Raw genomic sequence first — 24,816 nt, forward strand, 5'->3', positions numbered from 1 at the left:
TTATCCCAATTATTCCTTAGTTGTCTCAACTTCGACATTCAATTTATCTGCTGATTGATGATCATCGTCATCTTCTGTATCACGCATTTCAATTTCTGTATCGTCGCTAGACATCATTTTAACGTCCATACCTAAACTTTGCAGCTCTTTAATCAATACTTTGAATGATTCAGGAACGCCTGGTTCTGGAACATTTTCACCTTTAACAATTGCTTCATAAGTCTTAACACGTCCAACAACATCATCAGACTTCACTGTTAAGATTTCTTGAAGAGTATAAGCAGCACCGTAAGCTTCAAGTGCCCAAACCTCCATCTCACCGAAACGCTGTCCACCGAACTGAGCTTTACCTCCAAGAGGTTGCTGCGTTACAAGTGAGTATGGTCCAGTAGAACGAGCATGAAGTTTATCGTCAACCATGTGCGCAAGTTTGATCATATACATGACACCAACAGATACGCGGTTATCGAATGGTTCACCAGTACGTCCGTCATACAGGATTGTTTTCGCGTCATTTGCCATACCAGCTTCTTCAATCGTGCCCCAAACATCTTCCTCACGAGCACCATCGAATACTGGTGTTGCAATGTGAATGCCCAGGTATCTTGCTGCCATACCAAGATGAAGCTCTAATACCTGACCGATATTCATACGAGATGGTACCCCTAATGGGTTTAACATGATATCGATTGGCGTACCGTCTGGTAAGTAAGGCATATCTTCTTCTGGTAAAATACGAGAAATAACACCTTTGTTACCGTGACGTCCGGCCATCTTGTCACCTTCAGAAATTTTACGTTTTTGAACGATATATGCACGTACAAGTTGATTCACGCCTGGTGGCAATTCATCGCCATCTTCACGGTTGAATACTTTTACGTCTAAGATAATACCGCCGCCACCGTGTGGTACACGTAGTGATGTATCACGTACTTCACGCGCTTTTTCTCCAAAGATAGCATGTAATAGACGTTCTTCAGCTGTTAATTCTGTTACACCTTTAGGTGTTACTTTACCAACAAGTAAATCTCCATCTTTTACTTCAGCACCAACGCGAATGATACCGCGCTCGTCAAGGTTACGTAATGCGTCTTCCCCAACGTTTGGAATGTCACGTGTAATTTCTTCTGGTCCAAGCTTCGTATCACGAGCTTCTGATTCATATTCTTCAATATGAATAGAAGTGTACACATCATCTTTTACAAGGCGCTCACTCATGATGATCGCATCCTCGTAGTTATAACCGTCCCAAGTCATGAAGCCAACAAGCACGTTACGTCCAAGTGCTAGTTCACCTAATTCCATAGAAGGACCATCCGCAAGGATTTCACCTTTTACAACTTCATTTCCAACACTTACGATTGGACGTTGGTTGTAACAAGTTCCTTGGTTAGAACGAATGAATTTTTGCATTTTGTAGCGATCTAAGTCGCCTTTTACTGTTTGACCGTCAACTTCTACATAGCGACGTACCCAAACTTCACGTGCTTCTACGCGCTCAACAACACCAGGATGTTTACAGATTACTGCAGCACCTGAGTCTTTTGCTGATACGTACTCCATACCTGTACCTACAATCGGAGATTCCGGATTCATTAACGGAACCGCCTGACGTTGCATGTTCGCTCCCATAAGTGCGCGGTTAGAGTCATCGTTTTCTAAGAACGGAATACAAGCTGTCGCTGCAGACACTACTTGTTTTGGAGATACATCCATGTAGTCGATGCGTTCTCTATTTGTGACAATGTTTTCACCACGGAAACGAGCTACGATATCTTCACTTAGGAATTCACCTTCATCAGATAATTTCATATTCGCTTGGGCTACAACATAGTTATCTTCTTCATCTGCTGTTAAATAATCAACATGCCCTGTTACAAGACCAGTTTCTGGGTCAACACGACGATATGGTGTTTCAATGAAACCAAACTCATTTACTTTCGCGAACGAAGATAATGAGTTAATCAAACCGATGTTTGGTCCCTCTGGTGTTTCAATCGGACACATACGACCGTAGTGGGAGTAATGAACGTCACGTACTTCAAAGCCTGCGCGCTCACGCGTTAAACCACCAGGTCCTAATGCAGATAGTCTTCGTTTGTGAGTTAACTCTGCTAATGGATTTGTTTGGTCCATGAACTGAGATAACTGAGAACTTCCGAAGAACTCTTTAATAGATGCAATAACAGGACGAATATTAATTAGCGCCTGTGGTGTAATTGCATTTGTATCTTGGATCGACATTCTCTCACGAACAACACGTTCCATACGAGAAAGACCGATACGGAATTGATTTTGTAATAGTTCTCCAACAGAACGCAGACGACGGTTTCCTAAATGGTCAATATCATCTGTATCCCCTACTTTGTATAGTAGGTTGAAGAAGTAACTGATAGAAGCAAGGATATCACCTGGTGTGATGTGTTTCACATCACGAGTAATATTTGCATTACCAATTACATTAATTACACGTTCGCCTTCCGACTCAGGAGCATAAATCTTAATAGATTGCAGCTCAACATCGCCTTCTACCACTCCACCCATTGGTTTCGCTGTTTTGAATCCAATGTTTTTCTCTAAGTAAGGTAAAATGCGATCAAGTGTACGACGATCTAAGATTGTTCCTTCTGCCGCTAAAATTTCACCAGTTTCTGGATCCACTAATGTTTCAGCTAAACGTTGATTAAACAATCTGTTTTTAATGTGTAACTTCTTGTTGATCTTATAGCGACCTACATTTGCTAAATCGTAGCGCTTTGGATCGAAGAAACGAGACACAAGTAAGCTCTTAGCATTTTCTACTGTTGGTGGTTCACCAGGACGTAGACGCTCATAAATTTCAAGCAATGCTTTTTCTGTGCTATCTGTGTTGTCTTTTTCTAATGTGTTGCTTAAGTATTCGTTATCACCTAAAAGCTCGGTGATTTCTTGATCAGAGCCAAACCCTAATGCGCGTAACAAAACAGTTACAGGAAGTTTACGCGTACGGTCAATACGCACATATACAACATCCTTAGCATCTGTCTCATACTCTAACCAAGCTCCGCGGTTTGGAATTACAGTAGCAGTAAAACCACGTTTTCCGTTTTTATCCACTTTGCCACTATAGTATACGCTTGGAGAGCGAACTAACTGGGAAACGATAACACGTTCTGCACCGTTAATTACGAATGTTCCAGTCTCTGTCATGAGTGGGAAATCTCCCATGAACACATCTTGTTCTTTTACTTCACCAGTTTCCTTGTTGATTAGACGCACTTTTACACGAAGTGGTGCTGCATACGTCACATCACGCTCTTTGCATTCGTCTACAGAGTATTTAGGTTCACCTAAGCTGTAGTCGATAAATTCAAGCGATAGATTTCCCGTAAAGTCTTCAATCGGAGAAATGTCTTGGAACATTTCTCGCAAACCCTCATCAAGAAACCACTGATAAGAAGAGGTTTGAATTTCGATAAGATTTGGTAACTCTAATACTTCACTAATACGGGCATAACTTCTTCGTTGGCGGTGGCGTCCGTATTGAACTAGTTGACCTGTCAACTGCTTCACCCCTCAAATCATGAGTATTATAAATGCACAAAAAAATTTGTGCAAAATCACAAATAAATACAACTACTGCTATTAGCGTAGTCTTTTTCTCTTAAAGATAAATACGTTGAGTCTTTCTACCTGCTCAAAAAAGAAAAATGGCTTCTATAAGAAAACCATCATTCTGTTTCATAATCTGCTGATTTTACTATCTTTTCCAAGAGAAACAAAAATATACATCTTTCTCAACGCAGAAAATCATATATTGGCATTGTATAATGTTAACATAGCCAAAAATAACCGTCAACGTTTTTTTGATTTTATGATATAATATCCTTTTTTCTTTTCTACAACCTCAACTTCAGAAAATACTTCTTCTAGTTTTTTCAGCGCAGATGGTGCACCTTGCTTCTTTTGAATAACAATCCAAAGCTCTCCACCTGGAACTAAATACTCCACAGCTTTTTCTAAAATCTCATGTACGATATCTTTACCCGCACGAATTGGAGGGTTAGATAGAATAGCAGCATACTTGCCATCTACATTTTCATAGACGCTACTTTGAAAAATACGTATATTCTCGATTCTGTTATTAGCGGCATTTTCTTTCGCAAGCCCAAGCGCCCTTTCATTCACATCCACCATGTGAACTTCACAACCTTGAAACTCTTTCGCTAACGACAAACCAATAGGACCGTATCCACAACCTACGTCTAATATATTACCTTTAATATCCGGCATTTGAAACGCTTCAATTAAAAGACGGGAACCAAAGTCCACCTCGTTTTTCGAAAACACCCCATGGTCAGATAAAAAAGTAAATTGAGATCCACGAAGTGGAAATTCCCATCGTTTACGATCACTTTTACTAGAAGGGTCGTTAGAAAAATAATGGTCTGCCATATGGCCACCTCTTTTCTTTACAGTTAAAAAAAAAGCTCGCATGAGAGCGAGCTTTTTTTAAAGCATCAAAAGTTAATTACTTAACTTCTACAGCAGCGCCAACTTCTTCAAGTTTAGCTTTCATTTCTTCAGCTTCCTCTTTAGAAACGCCTTCTTTGATTGCTTTTGGAGTGTTGTCAACTAATTCTTTAGCTTCTTTTAAGCCAAGACCAGTGATTTCACGTACAGCTTTGATAACTTTGATTTTTTGAGCGCCAGCACTTGCAAGTACTACGTCAAACTCAGTTTTTTCAGCAGCAGCTTCACCAGCGCCACCAGCTACAGCTACAGGAGCAGCAGCAGTTACGCCGAATTCTTCCTCGATAGCTTTTACTAAGTCGTTAAGTTCTAATACAGTCATAGATTTAACTGCTTCAATGATTTGTTCTTTAGTCATTGTAAATATCCTCCCTTAAATAGGTTTGTATTGTTTTATAGATAACAAGTAATTATCTTTTAAAAAATTAAGCGCCTTGCTCTTCCTTTTGTTCTGCAACTGCTTTAGTAGCAAGTGCAAGGTTACGGATTGGAGCTTGAAGAACGCTAAGAAGCATAGAAAGTAAGCCTTCACGTGATGGAAGAGTAGCGATTGCTTTAACCTCATCAAGTGTTACAAGTTTACCTTCGATTACGCCCGCTTTAATTTCTAAAGCTTCATGTTTTGTAGCGAAGTCGTTTAATACTTTCGCAGGAGCAACTACATCCTCGTTACTGAACGCGATTGCGTTTGGTCCTGTTAAGAATTCGTTTAACTCAGCCATTTCAGCAGATTCTGCAGCACGACGAGTTAGAGAGTTTTTGTAAACTTTGAACTCAACGCCAGCTTCACGTAATTGCTTACGTAATTCTGTTGCTTCAGAAACTGTTAAACCACGGTAGTCAACAACGATTGTAGATTTACTAGCACGAAGTTTGTCCGCGATTTCAGTTACAACTTGTTGTTTAGTTTCGATTACTTTGCTCATGTTATTACACCTCCTGTAGATTATATAGAAGATGTACCGAAAGTGCACTAAAAACCTCCATGCCCAACTTGTAGACATGGAGGCATATAGTCACAGAAAAAAATTCCGTTTCGTATATTAACACCTAGGTAGGAAATTAAGTCTATTGACACCTACTGTCTACGGTACACTATTTAAATTCACAACATAAATAATTATATTAAATCTTCTTTATGAAGTCAACTTCCAATTTTTACGCTAATGTAGAAACGTCTACACGTACGCCAGGTCCCATTGTAGAAGCAACTGTTACGTTCTTCATGTAAGTACCTTTTGCAGCAGATGGCTTAACTTTTAATAAAGTGTCAGCGATTGTTTTGAAGTTTTCTACTAATTTAGCATCTTCGAAAGATACTTTACCGATTGGAACGTGGATGTTACCAGCTTTATCAACGCGGTATTCAACTTTACCAGCTTTGATTTCGTTAACAGCTTTAGTTACATCGAAAGTAACTGTTCCAGTTTTAGGGTTTGGCATTAAACCTTTAGGTCCTAATACGCGACCAAGTTTACCAACTTCACCCATCATGTCAGGAGTTGCTACTACTACATCGAAATCGAACCAACCTTGTTGGATTTTACCGATGTAATCAGTATCGCCTACGAAGTCAGCACCAGCAGCTTCAGCTTCTTTAGCTTTTTCACCTTTAGCGAACACTAATACACGTTGTACTTTACCAGTACCGTGTGGAAGAACAACTGCACCACGGATTTGTTGGTCAGCTTTCTTAGGGTCAACACCTAAACGGAATGCAGCTTCTACAGTTGCATCAAATTTAGCTGTGTTTGTTTTCTTTACTAATTCTACTGCTTCTGTTGCAGAGTAAGCAGATGCACGATCAACAAGCTTTGCAGCTTCTACGTACTTTTTACCTCTTTTAGCCATTTTTATTTCCTCCTCGAATGTGGTTTTAGCGGAATAACCTCCCACGTTTACGCCTGTTTTCAGGTATAACCTGAGGATGAGCGCCATCCATTTATTTAAAAACAATAATCATTTACGATAATAAAGGTTGCGAATTGGAATTCCAGACCCGCAACCTTTTTTAAAAACAAATCGAATTAGTCTTCGATAACGATGCCCATACTGCGTGCAGTACCTTCAACCATACGCATTGCAGCTTCTACGCTAGCAGCGTTTAGGTCAGGCATTTTAGTTTCAGCGATTTCGCGTACTTTATCACGCTTAACAGTTGCCACTTTATTACGGTTTGGTTCACCAGAACCAGACTCAATACCAGCTACTTTCTTAAGAAGAACAGCAGCAGGAGGAGTTTTAGTAATGAAAGTGAATGAACGGTCCTCAAATACCGTAATTTCAACAGGGATGATAAGACCAGCTTGATCTGCTGTACGAGCGTTAAACTCTTTACAGAAGCCCATGATGTTAACACCTGCTTGTCCTAATGCTGGACCAACTGGTGGAGCTGGGTTAGCTTTACCTGCAGGAATTTGAAGCTTTACCATTTTAATTACCTTTTTAGCCACGAGACACACCTCCTTAAGTCCGTGATGTGGTCAATTGGACAGTGATTTGCCCTCCCACGTCATATTTTATCTGTAAGGATAAAATCTTTCAAAAAACGTCTCCGATAACGAAGACGTACTGACTTAAAAGATATTATCACTTTTTACAATTCATTTCAAGTTTCATTTTATAATTTTTCAATTTGATGGAAGTCAAGTTCAACTGGAGTCTCGCGACCAAACATGTCCACAAGTACGCTAACCTTTTTCTTCTCCACATCAATTTCTTCAATAGCACCTGTATAATCTGCGAATGGCCCCTCATTTACACGTACTGTCTCATGAAGTTCAAAGTCGAAATCAACCACTTCGTTGTCCATTCCCATATGTTTCATAATGGTAACAACCTCCTCTTCTAATAGAGGTGATGGTTTAGATCCAGAACCAGAAGAACCAACGAACCCAGTTACACCCGGCGTGTTACGTACAACATACCAAGAATCATCAGTCATGATTAATTCTACTAATACATAACCTGGGAACACTTTTCTTTTCATTAATTTTTCTTTTCCGTTTTTCATTTCTACTTCTACTTCTTCCGGGACAACAACACGGAAAATTTTATCTTGCATACCCATTGATTCTACACGCTTCTCTAGGTTTGCTTTTACTTTATTTTCATATCCAGAATAAGTATGGACAACATACCAACTTTTTTCCATTCATTTAGGACGAGCGTCCTTCCCTCCCTGACGTACATTTTTTTGCGCAAATGAAAAAACCCGTTCACCGGGCTTTTACACAGTTCTTATAAATAACATTATATCATGGATAAGTGCTTCTTATTCAAGAATTAACCAAGAATTAACCGAATTAAAGAAGAAATGCCCATATCAACTACTGCGAAGAAAATCGCAAAGAACACAACTGTAGCAACAACAGTCGCTGTTGAGCGGAGTAATTCATCTTTTTTAGGCCAACTTACTTTTTTCATTTCGCGACCTACATCGCCGAAAAAGTTCGTTAAACGCATCTGCGGGACCTCCAGTGTATTATTTCAATTATTTATTTTGTTTCCTTGTGAACTGTATGCTGATTGCATGTTTTACAAAACTTTTTTATTTCAAGTCGCTCTATTGAGCTCGTATCTTTCATAGTAGAGTAGTTTCGATTTTTACACTCTTCACATGAGAGTACAACTTTTTTCCTCATTAGTTACACCAACCTTGTAACATTATGTCCCTAAAAATGTATCATACAATAAAAGACAATGTCAATGACATGCATTTTGTACTGTCTACAAAAGAAAACAGGTGATTTATTTTACACCTGTTGTACTTGTTATTTGTTATGAATTTAAAGTTGTACTTTCTCGCATTTCCATATATCGTTCCAATTTCCTCTTCACCCGCTGTAAAGCGTTATCAATAGATTTCACATGTCTGTTTAACTGTTCTGAAATCTCTTGATAAGAACGCCCATCTAGATATAAAGAAAGTACTTTTCTTTCTAAATCGCTTAATAATTCTGATATTTTTGATTCTATGTCTGTATATTCTTCTTGGCTAATAATCATCTCTTCAGGATCAGTTACCTTCGCTTCAGAAATAACATCCAATAATGTTCGATCAGATTCCTCATCGTAAATCGGCTTATCTAAAGACACATACGAATTTAAGGGAATATGTTTTTGCCTTGTTGCCGTTTTAATAGCGGTAATAATTTGTCGAGTGATACACAGTTCAGCAAATGCTTTGAATGAAGACAGCTTGTCCTCTTTATAATCACGAATTGCTTTAAACAACCCTATCATACCTTCTTGAACAATATCTTCTCGATCGGCACCCACTAAAAAGTAAGATCTTGATTTCGCGCGAACAAAGTTCTTATATTTGTGAATTAAATATTCTAGAGCGTCAGTATTACCTTTTCGAACTAACTCAACGATTGCCTCATCCTCTAAATCACGAAATGTAACGTCGCCTACACTTACGAAGCCTGCTTCCACCTTGATCCCTCCGACCGCTATTTATTTAGCAATATTATACAGTAAAAAGACAAAGAGCGTCAATGCTTCAACGCTCTCCTCTTCTTAATTTTTCTAATTTTTCTGTAATATCTTTACTAAATATCTTTCGCATGGCGGGTTGCTGTTCTTTCGTGTCTTTTGTACGCCTTCTTACTTGTTGCTCCATTGCCTGTACTTCCAACTCTAATTCACGCGCAGATTTCCGAAGGGCACCTTGCGCAAATATAACCCATTGTTCCGTGTAATCAGAAGTCGCAACATATATTCGTGTATTTATATTTCTAAGCTCTATCGCAAGTTGCTCTATCTTTTCGTCTGCAGTTTGATTCTTTCGTGTGAATATTACTTCCACACGAGATTGTTTCATCTTTTTTTCAATACCATGTACTGTATAGGCATCAAAGACTATCATCACTTTTGTACCTGTATAACCTTGATAATCCGCCATCTTATCAATAAGTGCATCTCTTGATGATTGTAAATCTACATCCCGCAGTTTCTTCAAATCTCCCCAAGCTCCGATAATGTTGTACCCGTCAACGATTAAAATATCGTTCATCTTTTATTTACCAATTTCGTGACGTTTACGATATACCTCATACATTAACAAACTTGCGGCTACGGAAGCATTTAAGGATGTAACTTTACCAACCATCGGTAGAGTGATTAGGAAATCACACTTTTCACCAATAATACGACTCATACCTTTTCCTTCACTGCCAATTACTAACCCAATTGGCATTTTACCATCTAAATTACGGTAATCCGTTTTCCCTTTGGCATCTGTACCAGCAATCCAAAGTCCACGTTCTTTTAATTCATCAATTGTACGGGATAAGTTCGTTACGCGCGCAACAGGAATGTATTCAATCGCTCCTGTTGATGCTTTCGCAACTGATGCTGTAAGCCCCACAGCCCTTCTCTTTGGAATAATAATTCCATGAGCTCCTGTCGCATCAGCAGTACGCATAATAGAACCTAGGTTATGCGGATCTTCAATCTCATCTAAAATTAAGAAGAATGGATCTTCATTACGTTTTTCTGCTACTTTGAATAAATCTTCTAACTCCGCATACTGATATGCAGCTACTTGAGCAATTACACCTTGATGATTACCCTCAACTAATTGATCTAACTTTTTCTTTGGTGCGTGTTGTAAAATAACCTTATTTTCTTTCGCTAACGCTAGTACAATCTGTACTTGTCCTTTGGCAGCACCTTCTGCGATCCAAATTTTATTTATATCTCTCCCTGATCGTAACGCTTCAATTACAGGGTTACGTCCGATAATATATTCACTACTCATGATGATGTGCCCCCTTCCTTTTCTTCTAAAACTGCAATTGCCTTATATACAATTTCGTCTAATCTTTCACGGTTATTTAATAAATGATGATAACCAATTAGCGCTTCAAAGGCTGTACTATGTCGATATGTTTGTACATCCGTATTTTTGGGAACTGTACCTGAATTTGCATTACGTCCTCTTCTTAATACCGCCTCTTCTTCCTCTGTCAAAAACGCCGTCTCTAATAAATGATAAACAACTTTCGCCTGTGCTTTTGCTGAAACAAAGCTCGTCCCTAATCGATGTAATTGATTAGGGCGAACTTTCCCTTTTTGAAGTAGGTGATAGCGGATATATTGTTCATATACCGCATCACCCATGTATGCTAACGCTAAGCTGTTTAATTGCTTTGCATCAATCATTCTTATCCTCTTTTCCATCTTGTACCTTGAGCGGTATCTTCTAAAATAATATTACGGTCTTTTAAGTCATCGCGAATTTGATCTGATAATGCAAAATCACGATTTTTACGAGCTTCAATGCGTTTTTGAATAAGTGCCTCAATTTCTTCATCAAGCAACTCTTCTTGCGCTAATTCTAACCCTAAAATATCAAATAATGTTTCAAGTTGTTTTACGTATGCTTCAATTACCACTGTAGACGTATGTTCTTCCAGTAAATATTGATTCGCATGATTTGCCACATTATATAACTCAGTGATTGCATTAGCAGTGTTGAAGTCATCATTCATCGCTTCTTCAAATGCAGTCTGGAATTTTTCCAGTTCCGCTAACCATTTCTCATTATGGTCTGTTAAATCAGTACTACTTTCCATACGGTGTTTTAAGTTACCGTAAGCCGTCTTAATTCTTTCCAGTCCGTTATTTGTGCTTTGTAATAACTCTTCACTGAAATTAATTGGATGACGGTAATGTACCGATAGCATAAAGAATCTAATTAACTGCGGATTATATTGCTTAATGATATCGTGAACTAAAATAAAGTTCCCCAATGACTTAGACATCTTCTCATTATTAATATTAATATATCCATTGTGCATCCAGTAACGTGCAAATGTTTTTCCAGTTAACGCCTCAGACTGCGCAATTTCATTCTCATGATGAGGAAATGCTAAGTCTTGACCACCAGCATGAATATCGATTGTATCTCCTAAGTATTTACGTGCCATTGCCGAGCATTCAATATGCCAGCCTGGACGACCTTTCCCCCAAGGGCTTTCCCAGAAGATTTCTCCTTCTTTAGCATCTTTCCATAAAGCAAAATCAAGAGGGTCTTGTTTCTTTTCTCCTACTTCAATACGCGCACCGTGACGTAAGTCTGCGATTGGTTGATGCGATAATTTACCGTATCCTTCGAATTCCTTCGTTCTAAAGTACACATCACCTTCTGATTCATATGCATATCCTTTATTCACAAGTTCTTGAATAAATTCAATAATGATATCCATATTTTCCGTTACACGCGGATGAACTGTTGCGTGTTTGCAACCTAGTGCCGTTACATCCTCAAAGTACGCTTCAACGAAACGGTCAGCAATTGTCGGCACATCTTCACCTAATTCATTTGCTGCTTTAATTAATTTATCATCTACGTCAGTAAAGTTGGATACATACTGCACATCATACCCTTTATATTCTAAATAACGGCGTACCGTATCAAATACCATAGGTGGTCTTGCATTCCCAATGTGAATATAGTTATAAACTGTAGGTCCACACACATACATCTTTACCTTATTTTCTTCTAATGGAGTAAACTCTTCCTTTTGACGTGTTAACGTATTATAAATGTGAATAGTCATTTTTATCCTTCCTTTCTACCTTTACTTCAAGTTGTTTTTTCAATTTATCAAGTTCTACTTCCATGACCTTTAACTTATCAAAAATTGGGTCTGGAAGGTCAGAATGATTTAATTCTTGACCGATTTTTACTCCATTTTGAATAACGACTCGGCCAGGTATACCTACAACTGTAGAATGTGCAGGGACTTCTTTTAATACGACAGAACCTGCTCCAATTTTAGAATTCTCTCCAACTGTAATAGAACCTAGTACTTTAGCACCTGTTGCAATTAATACATTATCCTGAATTGTAGGGTGCCTCTTTCCCTTTTCTTTACCCGTACCACCTAATGTAACCCCTTGATAGATCGTTACATTATCACCAATTTCGCACGTTTCTCCAATTACAACCCCCATTCCATGGTCTATGAAAAAACGACGACCAATTGTTGCTCCTGGATGAATCTCAATGCCAGTAAAGAAACGACTAACTTGTGAGATCCAACGTGCAATAAAGAAGAAATTTTTTTTATAAAAAGCATGTGCAATTCGATGGGCCCAAACTGCATGTAATCCAGAGTAAGTCAAAATGACTTCGAAATAACTTCTTGCCGCTGGATCCTGTTCAAAAACGACTTCAATATCTTCCCGAAGCCTCTTAAACATCGACGTTCCCTCCCCTTTATGGGCTGCTTTTTCGAGTGAACTAACTCCCTACTTATCTCCCTAAATCTTTATACACGTAGATAAAATTTATACTCACACCCAGTTTTACGGTATAAAAAAGACGCCTCTGTCATATTGACAGAGACGCCTTATAAGCGCGGTTCCACTCTGTTTAGGCTAAAAAAGCCTCAAACTCATCTCTGATAACGGTGTACACCGCTTCTGCTTACTTTACGCCCTAAGACGTTTCGCAAAACAATTTACTGTTCAGCAGAAGACTCGAAGGGGCATTTCAAAAATCCGCTTATAAACCACTTCCAGCCTAAAGGTGGTTCTCTCTGTAAAAAGCCTGATTTTCTACTTCTCCTTCTCGTCGCTTTTCCTTATTAGGTTTTAAGTATACTTATTATATTTCTAAACCTAGAAAATGTTAACCAATTACTTTTTGAAGACGATTTAAAACTTTTTCTTTTCCAAGAAGTGCAATAGCATTCGGAAGCTCTGGACCATGTGTTTGACCAGTAGTTGCAACACGGATTGGCATAAATAAGTTTTTACCTTTATGACCTGTTTCCTTTTGAACTGCTTTAATAGCCGCCTTAATTGCTGCTGGTTCCATCGCTTCTAGTGCTTCTACTTGACCAGCAAATGCACGAAGTACTTCTGGTACTTGTTCACCTTTTAATACTTCTTGTCCTTCTTCTTCATAATCAACATGATCTTTGAAGAACATTTCAGAAAGCTCTACAATTTCAGCTCCAAAACTCATTTGTTCATGGTATAAAGCAATTACACCACGGATCCAATCTTGGTCTTGTTCACTTAAAGTTTCTCCCACACGTCCAGCTTTCACTAAATGCGGTAAACTTAACTCTACAACCGTATCTAAATCTTGCTTTTTCATATACTGGTTGTTCATCCATTTTAGTTTTTGAGAATCAAATAATGCAGGTGATTTTGATAAACGAGCTGCATCAAACATTTTGATAAACTCATCTTTAGAGAAAATTTCTTCTTCACCCACTGGTGACCAACCTAATAGCGCAATAAAGTTAAAGATTGCTTCTGGAAGATATCCAAGCTCTTTATATTGCTCAATAAATTGAATAATAGATTCATCACGCTTGCTTAATTTTTTACGACTTTCATTTACAATTAAAGTCATATGACCGAATTGTGGGATATCCCAACCGAAAGCTTCATAAATCATCATTTGTTTTGGCGTGTTTGAAATATGATCATCACCACGAAGTACATGTGTAATCTCCATTAAGTGATCATCTACTGCTACCGCAAAGTTATAAGTTGGGATTCCATCTTTTTTCACGATAACAAAATCACCAAAATCATTTGAATGGAATGCAACTTCGTCTTTTACGATGTCTTTGAATGTGTAATCACGATTAGCTGGTACACGGAAACGAATACTCGGAATACGTCCCTCAGCTTCAAATTCTTTCATTTGTTCTTCAGTTAAATCACGGTGGTTACCTGCATAACGAGGTGTTTCACCACGAGAAATTTGTCCTTCACGCTCTGCTTCTAGCTCTTCTTCTGTCATATAACATTTGTAAGCTAAACCACGCTCTAATAAATCTAGATATAATTTTTTATAAATATCTAAACGCTCTGTTTGACGATATGGTCCAAATTCACCGCCAACATCAACACCTTCATCCCAGTCCATACCGAGCCATTTTAAATATTTTAATTGGCTTTCTTCTCCACCAGCCACGTTACGTTTTACATCAGTATCTTCAATACGAATAATAAACTTGCCATCTAAATGACGAGCAAATAAATAATTAAATAATGCCGTACGCGCATTTCCGATATGTAAGTGTCCTGTTGGACTTGGCGCATAGCGCACTCTCACTTGCTTTTCCATAATTGGTACACCTTCCATTCTTAATGTCTACACATTCTATAATTGTACAACAAAAAAATGTGATTATCCATCTTACGAATTAAAAACCATTATTTTTTCTGTAATAATACCACTGCTTGAGAAGCAATTCCTTCTTCCCTACCTGTAAATCCTAATTTTTCTGTTGTAGTTGCCTTTACATTAATGTTATCTATAGACGTTTCTAACAGTTCACTAATACGTTTACGCATACTTTCAATATGCGGTGCCATTTTTGGCTTTTGAGCAATAATTGTACAATCTAAATTCCCTAACTCGTAACCTTGTTCACGCACAAATTCCCAAACTTTTTGCAACAATACAGCTGAATCTGCATCTTTAAAAGCTGGGTCTGTATCAGGAAAATGCTTTCCGATATCTCCTGCTGCAATGGCACCTAAACATGCATCAGCAATCGTATGTAACAATACATCTGCATCTGAATGGCCGATTAATCCTTTCTCGTGTGGAATTGTAATTCCGCCAATAATTAACGGTCTACCTTCTGCAAATTCATGCACGTCAAAACCTTGTCCAATTCGAAACATTCTTTACATCCTCCTTGAGCTAAACCACTGAGCTTTATGACTCTATATTATATCGATATCCTTACAAAGAAAAGCCCGGCCATTGCCGAGCTTTCCTTTGTTATACACCATCACGGCTATTTTTTCAGAACATGAAGGAAACTTTCAGCAATTAGTAAATCCTCTGGAGTCGTCACTTTAATATTATAGTAACTCCCTTCTACTACACCTACTTGCTTTCCAATACGTTCCACGAGACTTGCATCATCTGTACCAAGAAAACAGCTCTGTTTTGCACTTCTATGAGCTTCTAGCAAAAGAGAAACAGAGAACCCTTGCGGTGTTTGTACAGCCTTAAGCTGAGATCGTTCTACCGTTTCGACAACAACACCTTGCTCTACCTTCTTAACTGTATCCTTTACTGGCACTGCACAAATGGAAGCTCCATATTTTTCTGCTGCTGTTAATACATCTTGAATCACTTTATTCGTTACGAATGGGCGCGCTCCGTCATGTACAAGAACGTATTCAACATCACTCGCATGCTGAATCGCGTTATATACACTATCTTGTCTTTCGGCTCCACCCTGAATAAATTGTACCTGTTTTTCAATCGGATACTTCTGCATTAATTCTTCAAAATACGGGCGTTCCTCTTCGTTAATTGCCATAACAATACTTTTGCACGCTTTATCTCTTTCAAAAGCACGTAATGTATGAACGATAATCGGTACTTCATTTATAAGTAAGAACAACTTATTTTTGCCAGCACCCATCCGCTTTCCTTGACCGGCTGCCGGAATAATTAATGTATACATATTAATAATCCTCTACCTATAATGCTTTTTCTAATAATTTACGTTTTGCGAAAATCATACGACCAGCTGATGTTTGTAATACGCTAGTAACCAGTACATTAAGTTGCGAACCTACATACTCTCTACCATCTTCTACTACAATCATCGTACCATCATCTAAGTACGCAACACCTTGGTTTTGCTCTTTACCATCTTTCACAACATAAACATTTAATTCTTCGCCAGGGAGTACAACTGGTTTAATTGCATTAGCTAAATCATTAATGTTTAACACTGTTACTCCTTGTAATTCAGAAACTTTATTTAAGTTAAAATCATTCGTTACTACAGTTCCACCGGTGATTTTTGCTAACTTTACAAGTTTGCTATCCACCTCTTGGATATCCTCGAAATCGCCTTCATAAATTTCTACCGGAATCGGCATCTCTTTTTGAATACGATTTAAAATGTCTAGTCCTCTGCGACCACGATTACGCTTTAAAGCATCGGAAGAATCGGCAATATGCTGAAGCTCTTCTAATACGAATTGTGGAATCACAATTGTTCCTTCCAAAAACTTCGTTTGGCAAATATCAGCAATACGTCCATCGATAATTACACTCGTATCGAGAATTTTCCAATGAGTCGTAGATTTTTCTGCTTCTGCCTCTTCGTTCTCGCTATTATTTTTCTTCTTACCTCCGCGTTGGGGTAATGTAAATAATCCTAGCAATTCATTCCTCTTTTTAAATCCTACTTGGAATCCTAAATATCCAAGTAAAAGAGTGAAGAACACTTGCAACACCGTACTAATAACCGGAATTGTAAATTCACGAATCGGTATTAAAATTAAATATGCAACAATAAGACCAGAGATCAATCCTAATGTACCAAATAAAACATCTGCTACAGGCGCCTTTACAAGAGCCTCTTCAATATGCTTAATAAGTTGAACAATATAATCTACAAGCCAAAATGTTGTTAAAAATAAAATAATTGCACCAATAATCGCACGAACATACGATCCTTCCAATAAAGGAACAGCACCGATGTCTAATACATTAATAACTTTTGGGATTAAGTAAATCCCTAACGCTCCCCCGATTACTAGAAAGAAGAGCTGTACGATCCGTTTTAACATCCAACCACCTCCTACTCATTATTAACCATTGTTTCGCTAATCAAAACGCCGAATGCAAAAGCGGACGTGTTTTTTTATAAATAGTTTTATTTACCAATATATCATATCATATACCAAAAATGTTCTAGTGTCGTTATATTATGGAATCAATGTAATATTCTTAATTGTGTCTACTCATATATAGATGCTCTTGAATTCTTTTTAGGCCTTCTCGTATTTTCTTCGCCCTTACTTCCCCAATTCCTTCCACATCATCCAATTCATGAATAGTCGCGCGACAAACTCCTTGCAACGTTTTGAATCGATTAATTAAATTTTCAATGATGAGTGGCGGAACACGAGAGATTTTGCTTGTAATTCGATATCCCCTTGGCGTCACACTTTCTTCTAAACTGGTTTGTCCTGGGTAGCCAAGTAATTTAACTAAATCACTATCCTCTAAAAGTTGTGTATTTGCAAGGTCCTGTAACTTTTTCAAAATTTGATGATGGTCTTGTGTTTTCTCCTGGTGGTAATCTTTAATTAACAATGCTGCCTCTGCTTCTAAATCAGCTAGTAATTCTGTAAGCTGTAAACGAATTAACCTACCTTCTGTTCCTAGCTCATGAATATAGCTCAATATTTCATTTTTAATACGCAGTACCATTTCAACACTATGTAAAACGTGAACTACCTCAGACATTGTAACGACCTCTTCAAATTCTAGAATGCCCAAATTCGTAATACCATCATTCCATACAGCCTTATATTTTTCTAACGTTTGAATAGCTTGGTTTGCCTTTGTTAAAATAACCCCTATATCTTTTAGTGTATAACGTAAGTTCCCTTGATATAGCGTAATTACGTTACGTCTTTGTGAAATGGCCACAACAAGGCTGCCCGTCTGCTTCGCTACACGTTCTGCTGTTCGGTGACGCATACCTGTTTCAATAGAATCAATAGATGCCTCTGGAACTAACTGTGCATTCGCTATTAAAATTTTACTTCCCGTTTCATTTAAAATAAGTGCCCCGTCCATTTTTGCTAATTCATATAAACTAGCAGGAGAGAATGCACAATTAATGTGAAAACCACCATCCACAATACTTTTAATCTGCTCATTATATCCAAGAACAATTAGCCCCCCTGTTTGTGCGCGAAGTACATTATCTATCCCTTCACGCAGTGGTGTTCCTGGGGCCACGAGCTGTAAAATATTAATCATACTTTTGACACGTTGCTTATTTTCTTCCATAGCCTAGCCTCCTAATGTCAAACGAAGCGCTTCTCCTAAATTAGAAACACCTACAACCTCAATCCCATCCGGAATTGTCCATCCTCCTAAGTTTTTTCTAGGAATAATAACACGTTGAAATCCTAATTTAGCCGCTTCTTGTACACGTTGTTCGATTCTTGATACTCTTCTTATTTCTCCAGTTAATCCTACTTCTCCTATTACTGCATCAGTTGGTGCCGTAGATTTATCCCTAAAACTTGAGGCTATACTTAAAGCCACTGCTAAATCAATTGCCGGTTCGTCTAATTTCAAACCACCAGCTACTTTTAAATATGCATCTTGATTTTGCAATAGTAAACCTGTTCTTTTTTCTAATACTGCCATAATAAGCGAAACACGGTTATGATCAATTCCCGTCGCCATTCTTCGAGGATTTCCAAAACTAGTAGGGGAGATTAATGCTTGTATTTCTACTAAAACCGGTCTTGTTCCTTCCATTGAAGCAACTACTGTTGATCCTGCAACACCAACCGGCCTTTCCTCAAGGAAGATTTCAGAAGGATTTAAAACTTCCGCAAGACCAAGCTCTTTCATTTCAAAAATACCCATTTCATTCGTGGAACCAAAACGGTTCTTCACAGCCCGTAAAATACGATACGTATGGTGTCGATCTCCTTCAAAGTAAAGAACTGCATCGACCATATGTTCTAACATACGAGGTCCTGCAATTGCTCCTTCTTTTGTCACATGCCCGACAATGAAAATAGGGATTCCTTTTGTTTTTGCAAGTTTCATTAATTCCGCTGTACATTCACGTACTTGTGCCACACTTCCTGGTGCTGACGTCACTTCAGGTAAATGTATCGTTTGAATAGAATCAATAACAACAAAAGCTGGATTCATCTCTTCAATATGTGCTGCAATACGCTGCAGGTCTGTCTCTGCTACAACAAATAGATTGCTACCCTTTACATGCAAACGATCTGCACGAAGTTTAATCTGCTTTGCCGACTCCTCACCCGATATGTATAATACATCATATGAAGAATCTGCTAGTTGTGATGAAATCTGTAATAGTAATGTTGATTTTCCAATCCCAGGGTCTCCACCAATAAGCACTAAGGACCCATCTACAATTCCACCACCAAGCACACGATTAAACTCTTGAAATTCTGTTTCAATACGTGCCTCAGACTTTGTTTCTACTTCGGTAAGACGTCTTGGTTTTGTTACTTCCGTTTGAATTGCATTCGCGTAATTAAGGCGCCTAGATGATACAACTGGCTCCATTTCTTCAACAAGTGTATTCCATTGACCACATCCAGGACATTTACCCATATATTTTGGTGACTGATAACCACATTCTTGACATATAAATTTCGTTTTCTTTTTAGCCATACCTTTTTATAGTTCACTTCACTTTCGTCTATAAACGTTTATCCTTCTCGTACAAGAAAGAGGGCTATCGCGTAGCCCTCTTTGTTTGTCTATACTTATTTTACCTTTTCCGCACTATGAATGACAAATGATTCTCCTTCTACATCAAAGATAACTTTTTGTCCTTTCTCAATAGCACCTTTTAAAAGTTCTTCTGATAGTCTATCTTCTACATGTTTCTGAATTGCTCTACGAAGTGGACGAGCGCCGTACTCACGATCAAATCCTTTATCAGCAATAGCTGAAATTGCCCCTTCCGTTAAGTGCAATTCGATTTCTTGTTCTTTTAAGCGATTCACTAACTGATTTACCATAAGAGTTACAATCTCTTGAATATGTTTTTTCTCAAGCATATGGAATACGATAATTTCATCAATACGGTTTAAGAATTCTGGACGAAATGCCTTTTTCAGCTCATCCATTACTTTACCTTTCATATCCGAATAATCACGGCTTTCATCTTGTACATTAAATCCAAGATGTTTGTTACGTTTTAACGCCTCGGCACCAACGTTAGACGTCATAATAACAATCGTATTACGGAAATCAACTGTACGTCCTTTAGAATCTGTTAAACGACCATCTTCTAATACTTGTAGTAAAATATTAAACACATCCGGATGAGCTTTCTCTACCTCATCTAATAAGACAACTGAATATGGCTTGCGACGAACTTTCTCTGTTAATTGTCCACCTTCTTCATATCCAACATATCCTGGAGGAGAACCAACTAAACGGGAAGTAGAATGCTTCTCCATGTATTCTGACATATCGATGCGAATCATTGCATCTTCATCACCGAACATAGATTCTGCTAGTGCTCTTGCAAGTTCTGTTTTACCTACCCCTGTTGGCCCTAAGAAAATAAATGAACCAATTGGGCGCTTCGGATCTTTTAATCCTGCTCTTGCACGACGAACAGCTTTTGCTACAGCTACTACCGCTTCATCTTGACCAATCAAACGATCATGGAGAATGGATTCTAAATTTAATAATTTATCAGTCTCTGTTTGTGCAAGTTTAGAAACTGGGATACGCGTCCATGTAGAAACGACATTTGCAATATCTTCTACCGTAACCTCTGAATTTTCTTTTCCTTGTTGCTCTTTCCATTGACGTTTTGTATCTTCTAACTTCTCACGTAAGCGTTGCTCCATATCACGTAAGGATGCAGCCTTTTCAAATTCTTGACTTTGTACAGCTGCATCTTTTTCTTTTCGAATCTCCTCAAGCTTCACTTCAAGCTCTTTTAAGTTTGGTGGTGTTGTATAAGAACGTAAGCGAACTTTTGAAGCAGCTTCATCAATTAAATCAATTGCTTTATCCGGTAAAAAGCGATCTGTAATATAACGATCTGAAAGTTTTACAGCTGCATCAATAGCGTCATCTGTAATAGATACACGGTGATGCGCCTCATAACGATCACGTAAACCTTTCAAGATTTGAATCGATTCTTCTAAACTTGGCTCATCAACATGAATTGGTTGAAAACGTCTTTCTAAAGCCGCGTCTTTTTCAATATATTTACGATACTCATCTAAAGTTGTTGCCCCAATACATTGTAACTCTCCTCGTGCTAAAGATGGTTTTAAAATATTCGATGCATCGATTGCACCTTCTGCTCCACCTGCACCAATTAATGTATGAAGCTCATCAATAAATAGAATAATATTACCTGCTTGGCGAATTTCATCCATCACTTTCTTTAAACGATCTTCAAATTCACCGCGATATTTCGTTCCAGCTACCACTGTACCCATATCTAGTGTCATAACACGCTTATCTCTTAAAGTTTCAGGAACTTCATTATTTACAATTTGCTGTGCTAATCCTTCTGCAATTGCCGTTTTACCTACACCAGGCTCACCAATTAATACTGGGTTGTTTTTCGTTCTACGGCTTAATACCTCAATTACACGTTGAATTTCTTTACCACGTCCAATAACAGGGTCTAAGCGATTTTCACGCGCAACAACTGTTAAGTCCCTTGCTAAACTGTCAAGTGTCGGTGTATTTGCATTTGTTGCTGAACCACCTTGATGACCTGAACTAGCTTCATTACTTCCAAGAAGTTGTAAAACTTGCTGTCTTGCTTTATTTAGACTTACACCTAAATTATTTAAAACACGTGCGGCTACACCTTCACCTTCGCGGATTAGACCGAGTAAAATGTGTTCTGTTCCAACGTAAGAATGACCTAGCTTACGCGCTTCATCCATAGATAATTCAATAACCTTTTTAGCACGAGGTGTATAATGTACAGTTTGAGAAGCTTCTGTTCCACGCCCAATTAACGCTTCTACTTCTTTTTGAACTTTCTCTGGACTTAATCCAAGAGCAATTAATGCTTTTGCTGCAATTCCTTCACCTTCGCGTACAAGCCCAAGTAAAATATGTTCTGTTCCAATATTATTATGCCCAATACGAATTGCTTCCTCTTGAGATAAAGCTAATACTTTCTGTGCTCTTTCTGTAAATCTTCCAAACATCATAGAAATCGCCTCCTACTTGCGCTTAGTTTTTTTCAATACGTAATCGCTCACGGATTAAGGTTGCTCTTCGATAATCTCTTTCTTCTGGTCCTAAAGGTCCACCTGCGTATTGTTGTAAAATACCTGGTTGCGTAAGAACCATTAGCTCAGTCAAAATATTTCTCGATATACCTTTTATATATCCTAGATCAATACCAAGTCGTACATCCGATAAGCAATTGGCTGCTTCTGCAGATTGAATTAAACGACTGTTTGCTAGTATGCCGTAAGAACGATAAACCTTATCTTCAAGTTCAATACTTGAATTTTGTACAATTAATTCTCTAGCCATTTTTTCTTGCTGTATAATTTGTTGAATGACACTCTTTAAATCTGCAGTAATATCTTCTTCAGACTTTCCTAGCGTCATTTGATTTGAAACTTGAAATATATTACCTAACGCTTCGCTACCTTCACCGTATATTCCTCTTACTACTAACCCTAATTTTTGAATTACTTGTATAATACGGCTAATTCTTTTTGTTAAAACCAGTCCCGGTAAATGAATCATCACAGAAGCTCTTAACCCTGTGCCAACATTAGTAGGACAGCTTGTAATATATCCAAGTGACTCATCAAAAGCGTATTCAACTTCTTTCTCAATCCAATTATCTATTTGATTGGCACTTTGAAGCGCCTCTGATAACTGTAATCCTGAAAATAGGCACTGAATCCGAATATGGTCTTCTTCATTAAGCATAACACTAATATGTTCACTTTCTGATAGTAGACATGCTCCATATTCTGTCCCTGCAAGATTTGGACTAATTAAATGCTTTTCGACTAAAACTCTCCTTTGAAGAGGGGTTAATTCATTCATCTTTAATAGTCCAAACTCCCCAAAGGACCCTACTGCTTTATTTATAAATTTCTTTTTGAATAATTCATGAATCTGTTTAGCTTCTTCTTCGTTTTGCATAGTGGAAAATTGATATTGTTTAAAATTACGAGCCAAACGAATTCGACTACTTAAAACAATATCAGAATCAGGGCCATCCCCCTTCATCCATGGACTAATTGCTTCGTTCATAATTTTGTCCAGTGACATAGAACTATTCCCCCTCCCTATGCTCACTAAGCTGTATTTCAAGACCTCGGATTTTATCCCTTACCTCTGCAGCTTTCTCAAATTCCTCTTTCTGTACGTATTGTTTCAGAATAAGTTTTAGTTCATCTAATTCTTTCTTTAAGTGGATATTTCCTTCTATACGTTCCGGAATTTTTCCACAATGTTCTGTATGCCCACCGTGAAGGCGTTTTAATAATGGCTTTAAATGCTCCTTAAATGTATCGTAACAAGAAGAACAGCCAAAACGTCCGACTTTTGTAAATTGTTCATATGTCATCTTACAATCTGGACACCTTACTATATCTGCATTTGAAAATCCATTTTTCCCTTCTTCAAACATTGTTGATTCACCGTGTAATAAACCAGCAAATAAATCATGAAATGAAAAGTTAGACTGCGATGATTGAAAGAAAGACGTATAGCCACTTTGCTCTGCACATTGCTCACAAAGATGAACTTCCGCCTTCTTCTCGTTAATTACTTTTGTATAATGTAAAGTTGCTGGTCTTATGTTACAGTTTTGACAAGTCATCACTATCCCCACCTTTACAACAGGAACGCTCTATCTCATGGTACTTTTCATACATTACTAGATTGTTCGCTTTCCTGAATCCATTTAAATAAAAGTGCATGTTCTTTTTCAAAACTTCTACAATATTTAACTGCTTTATCTTAGTTATCAATCTTTTACAAAAGTTATATTTATTTATATTTCAGTGTTCTTAACATTGCGCATAATATTCGAGCCCTAAGTTCATCTCGAGAAGGAATATCCATTGATAATACAGAACGGTCTATTACACTTAACATCAGTTTTGCTTCACGATTTGTTATGATTCCCTCTTCTATTAAACGTATAATCATACTTTCTGCATTCCCTTGCGCAACGCTATGATCAATCATATGAAGCATTTGATCAATAATGTCTATATCATCATGCAGTTTGACTTTTATAATGCGAATGTAACCTCCTCCACCACGTTTACTTTCTACTACAAATCCTCTTTCTAACGTAAAACGGGTATTGATTACATAATTGATTTGAGATGGTACGCACTCGAATCGATCCGCAATCTCATTTCTCTTGATTTCAATCACATTATTATTACTTAAGTCAATAACTTGCTTTAGATATTGCTCAATGATATCAGATATATTTCTCATTTATCCGCCACCTTTATTGACTTTGACTATCTTTGACTTTAATTATATACGTATTAATAAAATTTGCAACTCTTTTGCTTATTCACTATCCTAGCCACATTCCCCCGTATTTAAACAAAATATGAATACTTTAAACACATTTTTTATTACTATGGATTATAAAATAAAACACGAAAAAACACGAGTCATTTGACTCGTGTTTTAGTTGCTTGGCGACGTCCTACTCTCACAGGGACAAGGTCCCAACTACCATCGGCGCTAGAGAGCTTAACTTCCGTGTTCGGTATGGGAACGGGTGT

25 protein-coding genes, 1 rRNA gene and 2 other annotated features are annotated in these 24,816 nt (G+C 37.8%); all 26 genes read right to left on the reverse strand.

What is annotated here, in order from left to right:
* Window positions 1-9 precede the first annotated feature (9 nt).
* Window positions 10-3,543, reverse strand: a complete 3,534-nt coding sequence (rpoB, locus tag ACTJJY_RS27055; protein ID WP_000147553.1) for a DNA-directed RNA polymerase subunit beta — start codon at window positions 3,541-3,543, stop codon at window positions 10-12.
* Between the two features lie 291 nt (window positions 3,544-3,834).
* Window positions 3,835-4,434: a class I SAM-dependent methyltransferase gene (locus ACTJJY_RS27060; protein WP_440607035.1), complete on the reverse strand. Its 600-nt coding sequence runs from the start codon at window positions 4,432-4,434 to the stop codon at window positions 3,835-3,837.
* A 76-nt stretch (window positions 4,435-4,510) separates the two neighbouring features.
* Entirely contained in the window at window positions 4,511-4,870 is a 360-nt protein-coding gene (gene rplL, locus ACTJJY_RS27065) for a 50S ribosomal protein L7/L12 (protein ID WP_000159737.1), read from the reverse strand.
* A gap of 67 nt (window positions 4,871-4,937) precedes the next feature.
* A complete protein-coding gene (gene rplJ / locus ACTJJY_RS27070) occupies window positions 4,938-5,438 on the reverse strand; it encodes a 50S ribosomal protein L10 (protein ID WP_000048718.1) in 501 nt (166 codons plus the stop codon).
* Window positions 5,439-5,477: 39 nt separating this feature from the next.
* Window positions 5,478-5,621, reverse strand: a sequence feature (ribosomal protein L10 leader region).
* A 49-nt stretch (window positions 5,622-5,670) separates the two neighbouring features.
* Window positions 5,671-6,363, reverse strand: coding sequence for a 50S ribosomal protein L1 (gene rplA, locus ACTJJY_RS27075; protein WP_002094239.1), 693 nt, complete (start codon window positions 6,361-6,363; stop codon window positions 5,671-5,673).
* A 176-nt stretch (window positions 6,364-6,539) separates the two neighbouring features.
* Window positions 6,540-6,965, reverse strand: coding sequence for a 50S ribosomal protein L11 (gene rplK / locus ACTJJY_RS27080; RefSeq protein WP_001085872.1), 426 nt, complete (start codon window positions 6,963-6,965; stop codon window positions 6,540-6,542).
* Window positions 6,966-7,132: 167 nt separating this feature from the next.
* Complete coding sequence (gene nusG, locus ACTJJY_RS27085; protein WP_000415794.1) at window positions 7,133-7,666, reverse strand: transcription termination/antitermination protein NusG; 534 nt, start codon at window positions 7,664-7,666, stop codon at window positions 7,133-7,135.
* A 131-nt stretch (window positions 7,667-7,797) separates the two neighbouring features.
* Window positions 7,798-7,977 (reverse strand): preprotein translocase subunit SecE, encoded by a 180-nt coding sequence (gene secE / locus ACTJJY_RS27090; RefSeq protein WP_001241323.1) that lies wholly within the window; start codon window positions 7,975-7,977, stop codon window positions 7,798-7,800.
* 32 nt (window positions 7,978-8,009) lie between these two features.
* Window positions 8,010-8,156: a 50S ribosomal protein L33 gene (gene rpmG, locus ACTJJY_RS27095; RefSeq protein ID WP_014481927.1), complete on the reverse strand. Its 147-nt coding sequence runs from the start codon at window positions 8,154-8,156 to the stop codon at window positions 8,010-8,012.
* Between the two features lie 136 nt (window positions 8,157-8,292).
* Window positions 8,293-8,952, reverse strand: coding sequence for an RNA polymerase sporulation sigma factor SigH (locus tag ACTJJY_RS27100; protein WP_000387198.1), 660 nt, complete (start codon window positions 8,950-8,952; stop codon window positions 8,293-8,295).
* Window positions 8,953-9,019: 67 nt separating this feature from the next.
* On the reverse strand, window positions 9,020-9,532 hold the full coding sequence (locus tag ACTJJY_RS27105) for an NYN domain-containing protein (RefSeq protein WP_000997887.1): 513 nt from the start codon (window positions 9,530-9,532) through the stop codon (window positions 9,020-9,022).
* A 3-nt stretch (window positions 9,533-9,535) separates the two neighbouring features.
* Complete coding sequence (gene rlmB / locus ACTJJY_RS27110) at window positions 9,536-10,279, reverse strand: 23S rRNA (guanosine(2251)-2'-O)-methyltransferase RlmB (RefSeq protein WP_000093762.1); 744 nt, start codon at window positions 10,277-10,279, stop codon at window positions 9,536-9,538.
* Window positions 10,276-10,683: a Mini-ribonuclease 3 gene (locus tag ACTJJY_RS27115; protein WP_000564261.1), complete on the reverse strand. Its 408-nt coding sequence runs from the start codon at window positions 10,681-10,683 to the stop codon at window positions 10,276-10,278. Before ACTJJY_RS27115 ends, rlmB begins: the two co-directional genes overlap by 4 nt.
* A gap of 2 nt (window positions 10,684-10,685) precedes the next feature.
* Window positions 10,686-12,083, reverse strand: coding sequence for a cysteine--tRNA ligase (cysS, locus tag ACTJJY_RS27120; RefSeq protein WP_000152273.1), 1,398 nt, complete (start codon window positions 12,081-12,083; stop codon window positions 10,686-10,688).
* On the reverse strand, window positions 12,064-12,729 hold the full coding sequence (gene cysE / locus ACTJJY_RS27125; RefSeq protein ID WP_000476500.1) for a serine O-acetyltransferase: 666 nt from the start codon (window positions 12,727-12,729) through the stop codon (window positions 12,064-12,066). Before cysE ends, cysS begins: the two co-directional genes overlap by 20 nt.
* Before the next feature lie 137 nt (window positions 12,730-12,866).
* Window positions 12,867-13,112 (reverse strand) — a binding site (T-box leader).
* A 47-nt stretch (window positions 13,113-13,159) separates the two neighbouring features.
* Window positions 13,160-14,617 (reverse strand): glutamate--tRNA ligase, encoded by a 1,458-nt coding sequence (gene gltX / locus ACTJJY_RS27130; protein WP_000415150.1) that lies wholly within the window; start codon window positions 14,615-14,617, stop codon window positions 13,160-13,162.
* 89 nt (window positions 14,618-14,706) lie between these two features.
* A complete protein-coding gene (ispF, locus tag ACTJJY_RS27135; RefSeq protein ID WP_000488386.1) occupies window positions 14,707-15,183 on the reverse strand; it encodes a 2-C-methyl-D-erythritol 2,4-cyclodiphosphate synthase in 477 nt (158 codons plus the stop codon).
* A 116-nt stretch (window positions 15,184-15,299) separates the two neighbouring features.
* Entirely contained in the window at window positions 15,300-15,980 is a 681-nt protein-coding gene (gene ispD / locus ACTJJY_RS27140) for a 2-C-methyl-D-erythritol 4-phosphate cytidylyltransferase (protein ID WP_000288307.1), read from the reverse strand.
* A gap of 16 nt (window positions 15,981-15,996) precedes the next feature.
* Window positions 15,997-17,100 (reverse strand): PIN/TRAM domain-containing protein, encoded by a 1,104-nt coding sequence (locus tag ACTJJY_RS27145; RefSeq protein WP_053565451.1) that lies wholly within the window; start codon window positions 17,098-17,100, stop codon window positions 15,997-15,999.
* A 160-nt stretch (window positions 17,101-17,260) separates the two neighbouring features.
* Complete coding sequence (gene disA / locus ACTJJY_RS27150; RefSeq protein WP_000392164.1) at window positions 17,261-18,334, reverse strand: DNA integrity scanning diadenylate cyclase DisA; 1,074 nt, start codon at window positions 18,332-18,334, stop codon at window positions 17,261-17,263.
* A gap of 3 nt (window positions 18,335-18,337) precedes the next feature.
* Entirely contained in the window at window positions 18,338-19,714 is a 1,377-nt protein-coding gene (radA, locus tag ACTJJY_RS27155) for a DNA repair protein RadA (RefSeq protein WP_001085199.1), read from the reverse strand.
* 95 nt (window positions 19,715-19,809) lie between these two features.
* Window positions 19,810-22,245, reverse strand: a complete 2,436-nt coding sequence (gene clpC / locus ACTJJY_RS27160) for an ATP-dependent protease ATP-binding subunit ClpC (protein WP_000971173.1) — start codon at window positions 22,243-22,245, stop codon at window positions 19,810-19,812.
* A 22-nt stretch (window positions 22,246-22,267) separates the two neighbouring features.
* Complete coding sequence (locus ACTJJY_RS27165) at window positions 22,268-23,332, reverse strand: protein arginine kinase (RefSeq protein WP_440607036.1); 1,065 nt, start codon at window positions 23,330-23,332, stop codon at window positions 22,268-22,270.
* A gap of 4 nt (window positions 23,333-23,336) precedes the next feature.
* A complete protein-coding gene (locus tag ACTJJY_RS27170) occupies window positions 23,337-23,885 on the reverse strand; it encodes a UvrB/UvrC motif-containing protein (RefSeq protein WP_000128385.1) in 549 nt (182 codons plus the stop codon).
* 170 nt (window positions 23,886-24,055) lie between these two features.
* Window positions 24,056-24,517, reverse strand: coding sequence for a transcriptional regulator CtsR (gene ctsR, locus ACTJJY_RS27175; protein WP_327855725.1), 462 nt, complete (start codon window positions 24,515-24,517; stop codon window positions 24,056-24,058).
* 207 nt (window positions 24,518-24,724) lie between these two features.
* Window positions 24,725-24,816 (reverse strand): 5S ribosomal RNA (gene rrf / locus ACTJJY_RS27180); the annotation flags it as partial.

The sequence above is a fragment of the Bacillus sp. 22475 genome, from assembly GCF_052044835.1.
Classification (GTDB): Bacteria; Bacillota; Bacilli; order Bacillales; family Bacillaceae_G; genus Bacillus_A; species Bacillus_A cereus.